Annotated in this window: 5 protein-coding genes, 1 tRNA gene and 2 pseudogenes; 5 read left to right on the plus strand and 3 right to left on the minus strand. The window is 55.9% G+C overall.

Annotated features, from left to right (window positions below):
• Positions 1-2: 2 nt before the first annotated feature.
• From fdxA to IWX85_RS18115, 3 genes are all read left to right on the plus strand, one after another.
• Positions 3-332: a ferredoxin FdxA gene (gene fdxA / locus IWX85_RS18105; protein ID WP_036811155.1), complete on the plus strand. Its 330-nt coding sequence runs from the start codon at positions 3-5 to the stop codon at positions 330-332.
• Positions 333-406: 74 nt separating this feature from the next.
• On the plus strand, positions 407-1,507 hold the full coding sequence (locus IWX85_RS18110) for an NAD(P)/FAD-dependent oxidoreductase (protein ID WP_036811152.1): 1,101 nt from the start codon (positions 407-409) through the stop codon (positions 1,505-1,507).
• A 340-nt stretch (positions 1,508-1,847) separates the two neighbouring features.
• On the plus strand, positions 1,848-2,120 hold the full coding sequence (locus IWX85_RS18115) for a hypothetical protein (RefSeq protein WP_196870677.1): 273 nt from the start codon (positions 1,848-1,850) through the stop codon (positions 2,118-2,120).
• A gap of 165 nt (positions 2,121-2,285) precedes the next feature.
• Here the strand turns inward: IWX85_RS18115 and thiD are convergent, their stop codons facing one another.
• From thiD to serA, 3 genes and pseudogenes are all read right to left on the minus strand, one after another.
• Complete coding sequence (thiD, locus tag IWX85_RS18120; protein WP_196870681.1) at positions 2,286-3,131, minus strand: bifunctional hydroxymethylpyrimidine kinase/phosphomethylpyrimidine kinase; 846 nt, start codon at positions 3,129-3,131, stop codon at positions 2,286-2,288.
• Positions 3,132-3,306: 175 nt separating this feature from the next.
• Positions 3,307-4,120, minus strand: a pseudogene (locus IWX85_RS18125) (helix-turn-helix domain-containing protein); the annotation flags it as partial.
• A 173-nt stretch (positions 4,121-4,293) separates the two neighbouring features.
• The gene (serA, locus tag IWX85_RS18130; protein WP_196870678.1) at positions 4,294-5,523 is read right to left on the minus strand and encodes a phosphoglycerate dehydrogenase; all 1,230 of its coding nucleotides are present in this window, start codon (positions 5,521-5,523) and stop codon (positions 4,294-4,296) included.
• 206 nt (positions 5,524-5,729) lie between these two features.
• Here serA and IWX85_RS18135 point away from each other — a divergent pair.
• A tRNA-Asn gene (locus IWX85_RS18135) sits at positions 5,730-5,805 on the plus strand.
• Positions 5,806-6,067: 262 nt separating this feature from the next.
• A pseudogene (locus IWX85_RS18140) lies at positions 6,068-6,224 on the plus strand (IS3 family transposase); the annotation flags it as partial.

Here is a 6,224-nt window from a genome sequence, read left to right on the forward strand (position 1 = left end):
CCATGACCCACGTCGTTTCCGACCCCTGCATCCGCTGCAAATACACCGATTGCGTGGACGTTTGCCCGGTGGACTGTTTCCGCGAAGGCCCGAACATGCTGGTGATCGATCCGGACGAATGCATCGATTGCGCCGTGTGCATTCCAGAATGCCCGGTCAACGCCATCTATGCCGAGGAGGACCTGCCTTCCGACCAGCTGCACTTCATCAAGATCAATGCCGACCTGACCAGCGCACCCGGCTGGAAAAGCATCACCAAGCGCAAGGAAGCCTTGCCCGATGCAGAGGAATGGAAAGACAAGACTGGCAAGCTGCCCGAACTGGTACGCTGACCGGTTCTAATGAAATGGGCACTGCCGCCGCCAGGCTCGCTCCAGAGCTTTCACACAATTCAAGCCAAGAAATCATGGAACCTCAACTGAACCAAGAAGTGATCAACACCGCAGCCCAGCACGACGGCCCCATCGAAACCGATGCCGTCATTGTGGGTGCAGGCCCCGTCGGCCTGTTCCAGGTGTTCGAACTCGGCCTGCTGGAAATCAAGGCCCATGTCATCGACTCCCTTGCCTACCCTGGTGGCCAGCCGATTGAGTTGTATCCCGACAAGCCAATCTACGACATTCCGGCAATTCCGGTTTGCACCGGCAAGGAACTGACCGACAACCTGATGAAGCAGATCGAGCCCTTCGGCCCGACCTTCCACCTGGGACAGGAAGTCAGCGTGCTTGAAAAGCAGGAAGACGGCCGCTTCTTCGTTGAAACCTCCAAGGGCACGAAATTCCTGACCAAGACCATCTTTATCGCCGCTGGGGTGGGCGCTTTCCAGCCCAAGCTGCTGCGTGTTGAAGGCCTGGAGCAATTCGACAACAGCCAGTTGTTCTACCGCGTCAAGAACCCGGCCGACTTTGCCGGCAAGAACCTGGTGATTGTCGGCGGTGGCGATTCCGCACTCGACTGGGCACTGAATTTTGTCGCTGAAGGTCCGAACAAGGCTGAAAGCGTGATCCTGATTCACCGCCGCGACGGCTTCAAGGCAGCGCCTTCGAACGTCGCCAGGATGAAGGAGCTGTGCGACGCCTACGAGATGCAGTTCATCGTCGGCCAGGTCACGGGCTACGACGAGAAAGACGGCAAGTTGACGGCGGCCAAGGTGACGGGTGCCGATGGCATCACGCGCGTGGTGCCGCTCGACGTCTTGCTGGTATTTTTTGGCTTGTCGCCCAAGCTCGGCCCAATTGCCCATTGGGGTCTGGACATCGAGCGCAAGCAGCTCAAGGTAGATACCGAGAAATTCTCCACCAACATTCCAGGCATTTTTGCAGTGGGTGACATCAATACCTACCCCGGCAAGAAAAAACTGATCCTGAGTGGTTTCCATGAATGTGCACTGGCTGCATTCGGCGCGGCGCCCATCATCTTTCCGGACAAGAAAATTCACCTGCAATACACCACCACCAGTCCAAAACTGCACAAGGTGCTGGGCGTGGAGTCGCCGGTTTTCGACTGACAGGCGTTAGAACCTTTCTGGTCAGGCCCGCTTTGTGCGGGCTTTTTTCCTTGCGGGCTGGCGTGTCCGCCATGCAGATCGGCGCTTGCCTGGTGGCAGTGCTCGGAACCCAAGCCGGGTTGACGGTCGTCGTTTGCGTTTCGGTATTGGGTGCAGGCTTACCGGACAGGCAAGATTGGTTGCGACACTGGCGTGTCCAGCGCCGGTCTGCTGCACGTTATGTACCACAACAGCTTTGCACGCCTGCAGGACCTGCTGAACATCGTGCAACTGATCGGCGTGACAATTGATGAACTGATCGTCATGCGTGATGGCAGGGTGGCCATCGCACGACCATCGGATGGTTTTTTATCGCCAGTTTCTTACCAGTGCCTTGGGTACCGTGCTCCTGGCGCTGCTGTCAGGCTCGATGGTCAAGCTGGCACGCAGGTTCATTGGACGTTATGGCCTGCCGCTGGTTCATGCGTCGCTGCTGTGGCTGAGCTGGCAACTCCTGTCCAAAGCCCAGGCACAGGGCTTGTCCGAAATATGGAATCGGACTGGAGATGGCTGCATGAATAAATTGTCAGCAGTAGATCTGGGGCTGACCAGCCAAATGTGGTGCGGCTCATGACGCAACGCAAGGTCGACATCAGCGCAGTGGTCATCTGGCTGCGGGGCGAGGACTGCTACCACTTGTTCGCAAAACTGACGCCCCAATCGGGAGCGGCACTGCCAACGCTGGCACGGACTTTTATGCTCGCGAGGTTGACACGCAGGCTGTTGAAAAACCCACAGGTCAGCACCGTGGCTTAAGCCGCATGGCCAGTGGTGCATGACCATGGTTCAAAGGCCCGCTACCGGCGCCGGTACGCACTGTCGCGCTGGCCTCGAGCGCGGCGCGTACGTAGCATCGCGCCGCCTGTACCGCTTCCAGCAGGCTTGCTCCTAGCGCCAGGTGCGCAGCAATGGCTGAAGACAGTGTGCAACCGGTGCCGTGGGTATTGGCGGTGTGGATGCGCGGCGCGCGCATCCAGTAAGGGTGTCTGTTTTTCAGAAGGAGCAGATCACACACCTGATCGCCGGCCAAATGGCCGCCCTTGAGCAAGACCGCCTGTGCGCCCATGGCCAGCAACTCCTGTGCAGCGGCTTCCATATCGCGCTCGTGATGCAAGGCACGTCCGACCAGCAACGACGCCTCGTCCAGGTTCGGCGTGACCAGCAGCGCGCGTGGGAACAATTCGCGCACCAGGACGGCTATGGCCGGGTTGTCAATCAGCACGGCGCCGCTGGTGGCGACCATCACAGGATCAAGCACCACGTTTTGCAAGGAATGGCGATCAATAGCATTGGCTACGGTCTGCACAATCTCGGGCGCGTGGAGCATGCCAATCTTCACCGCATGCGCGCCGATATCCTCCATCACCGCATCAATCTGGTCGCGCAGCATCTCCGGCTGCACACCATGAATGGCCCGCACGCCCTGCGTATTTTGGGCGGTCAAGGCCGTGATGGCTGTCATACCATAACAACCCAAAGCCGCAAAGGTCTTGAGATCGGCCTGAATACCGGCACCTCCGCCACTGTCCGACCCAGCGATGGACAGAACGCGCAGAAATTCAAACGTTTGAGGAAACCCGGTCATTTTTTCATTCATGGCTTTTTTTACGCGCTTTAAGTTCGTGACCACACAGGGATTCAAGCTACACAGCCGCCGCATGCGGATTTTCTGCTCAACACAACGCTCATGGCAGCCAGCCCATTAAGACCAGCGCGTAATTTATCTTATGCATTGTCCACGTGAATCCCATCAATGCCGACTTGAAGCGATCCCACAGCGCCTTGGCCTGCTCGGGCGCAAACGCCTCGTACAGCGAGGCCGGCGTGTGCGTGTTCAAGTTGTCCATCACCAGCGTGATGCGCGCTGCATCGGGATAGCTCGTCGCGATGTCCTGCACGAACAAAGCCCAGTCCGCTTTCGTTCTGCGCTCGGTGACCTTGGCTCAAGCGCCGCTGCGACAGGCTCGCGGGTTTCACGAATGAGCTGGCGCGGCGTCTCATCCATGCACACCACCGGGTGCTTGGCGTCAATAGGCCGGCTGTAGATATCGAGCACTTGTTCCATGGCCGCCACAAATGCGGCGCTGGCCTGAGGCGCAATTACCCAGCCGACTTTTCTCCACGGCTTGAGTTCGTTTTTTTTAGCGTGCGCCGGACCGTCTCGTGCGACACACTGTCAATGTATTCGAGCTCCGCCAGCCGATCGGCCAGCAGCCGCAGCGACCAGCGGGCCTGGCCTTCAGGCGGGGCTGAGCAGTTCAGGTCCTCCAATTGTGCTTCCAAGCGGCCATCGACCTTTAACGCGTACTCGCGCTGCGAGTCCTGACGGTTCGGGGCCAGCTCCAGGCCTTGTTGGACAAACTTCTTCTTGAGCCGGTCAATCTTGCGCTCGCTCACGCTGAGCATCGCCACAATTTCGCTGCTCCTGTGCCGCTCGCTACGCCCGCCCGACTGGTCACAGTTGAGCAAAATCAGGGCGTTGATGATCTTGGGCGCTGCGTGCGTGCCTTTGCTGGCAATGTCTTGCAGCTCGGCTCTTTCTTGTTCTGACAAAGTGACTTTGTAATGTTCCATCCCCCATTGTCAACGTCACATAGTTCGTGACGCGACACTAGGTGTGGGAAAGCGATGCGTGTTGCAATAAACATGCACACTGGCGAAGCCAGCACTGCAAACCACACTGCCGCTGCTGCAACGAATCAAACCGGCATATCTTCAAGGTGAGCATGTCTTGGCGTAGAAATTTCCTAGAAAAGAACGCGGCTACGAATGGTTCCTGAAACATTGGCCAGTTTGGCAAGCGCCATGTCGGAATGCCCGGCGTCAATGTCGATAACAACGTAACCGATCGCTTCATTGGTCTGCAAGTACTGCGCAGCAATATTGATGTGGTTGTCGGAAAAGACCCGATTGATTTCCGCAAGCACACCCGGCACATTGCGGTGTATGTGCAGCAAACGGTGTTTTCCAGGATGAGCCGGCAAGGCTACTTCCGGAAAATTGACAGAAGATGTTGAGGTGCCGTTGTCACTGTATTTCACCAGTTTTTCGGCGACCTCGATGCCGATGTTGGCTTGCGCCTCCATTGTCGAACCGCCAACGTGCGGCGTCAGGATGACATTATCCAGTCCGCGCAAAGGAGACTCGAATATGTCCTTGTTGCTGCGCGGTTCGACAGGAAAAACATCGAGCGCAGCACCCAACAGTTTTTTCTGTCGCAAGGCATCGGCAAGCGGCTCAATGACAACCACCGTTCCGCGCGAAGCATTGATCAGCACGCTGCCGGGTTTCATTTGAGCAATCTGGGCGGCACCAATCATCCATTGTGTTGCCTGTGTTTCGGGAACATGCAATGTGACGACGTCGGACTGCGCCAGCAAATCCTTCAGGCTGCCGACCTGTTGTGCATTGCCCAGGGGCAGTTTGGTCACCACATCGAAAAACACCACACGCATGCCAAGTCCCTCGGCCAACACTGAGAGTTGCGTGCCAATCGAGCCGTAACCAACAATGCCTAGTGTCTTACCGCGAATTTCATACGCATTTTCTGCAGACTTAAGCCAGCCGCCTCGGTGTGCTACTGCACTTTTTTCAGGTACACCGCGCAGCAGCAAGATCGCTTCGGCCAGCACCAGTTCGGCAACCGATCGGGTATTGGAGAAAGGTGCATTGAATACGGCAATGCCGCGTTCGCGTGCGGCCATCAGATCGACTTGGTTGGTTCCGATACAAAAGCAACCGACTGCTGCAAGTTTTGACGCATGGGCAAACACGTCCGCAGTCAACTGTGTACGCGATCGGATACCGACAAAGTGGACATCTGCAATCTTGCGCTTGAGTTCATCGTCCGGCAAAGCACCTGTTACGCTTTCTATCTGCGAGTAGCCCGCAGCCTTGAGCACATCAATGGCCGAAGGGTGTATGCCTTCGAGCAAAAGATACTTAATTTTATTTTTATCCGTTGAGGTTTTGATCATGAAATATTCCGCTTGGGTAGAGGTGCAAGTGACAGTATGGGCGATCGTGGAATCGTAGGTGGGCTTGTACACGCTTGACCCCGATGATTATCGGATTGCTTGCTGGGTCCCATTCCTTGATTATTTGAGGGAAATTGAAGAAAAAATATTGCCGTTAAGGCATCCTCAAAACATCTGAAATTTGACGCTATAATTTGAGGCTAGATTCCTCAATAGCTCAGTTGGTAGAGCGCCGGACTGTTAATCCGTAGGTCCCTGGTTCGAGCCCAGGTTGAGGAGCCAAATAAGCCGCATTGGCATTGAAAAGCCCGCTACTGAAAAGATAGCGGGCTTTTTTAATTTTTGGTAGAGTAAGCAGCATGTAAGCGCTAGGAAAAATAGTCGGCCCCAGGTAAAACTAGGGGCATCATGCAAAGATCAACCTTCCTACTGACCTTGCCCCCTAAAAACGTATCCCTTGCTGAGTGGTTTAGTTCAGACAAGGAAAACGGAAATGACGAAAAAGGGGGTGCGGCGGAAAACTTGGACTACTTGAAAGTAGTTCATGTATTCTTACGAAGACCGCATTCGCGCCGTCAGGCTCTACATAAAACTCGGCAAACGCATTGGAGCGACCATTCGGCAGCTGGGGTACCCAACAAAGAACGCGCTTAAGAGCTGGCATCGAGAATACGAACAGAGCCGCGATTTGCCGGCGGGCT

Source organism: Polaromonas sp. CG_9.11 (assembly GCF_015752225.1).
GTDB lineage: Bacteria > Pseudomonadota > Gammaproteobacteria > Burkholderiales > Burkholderiaceae_C > Polaromonas.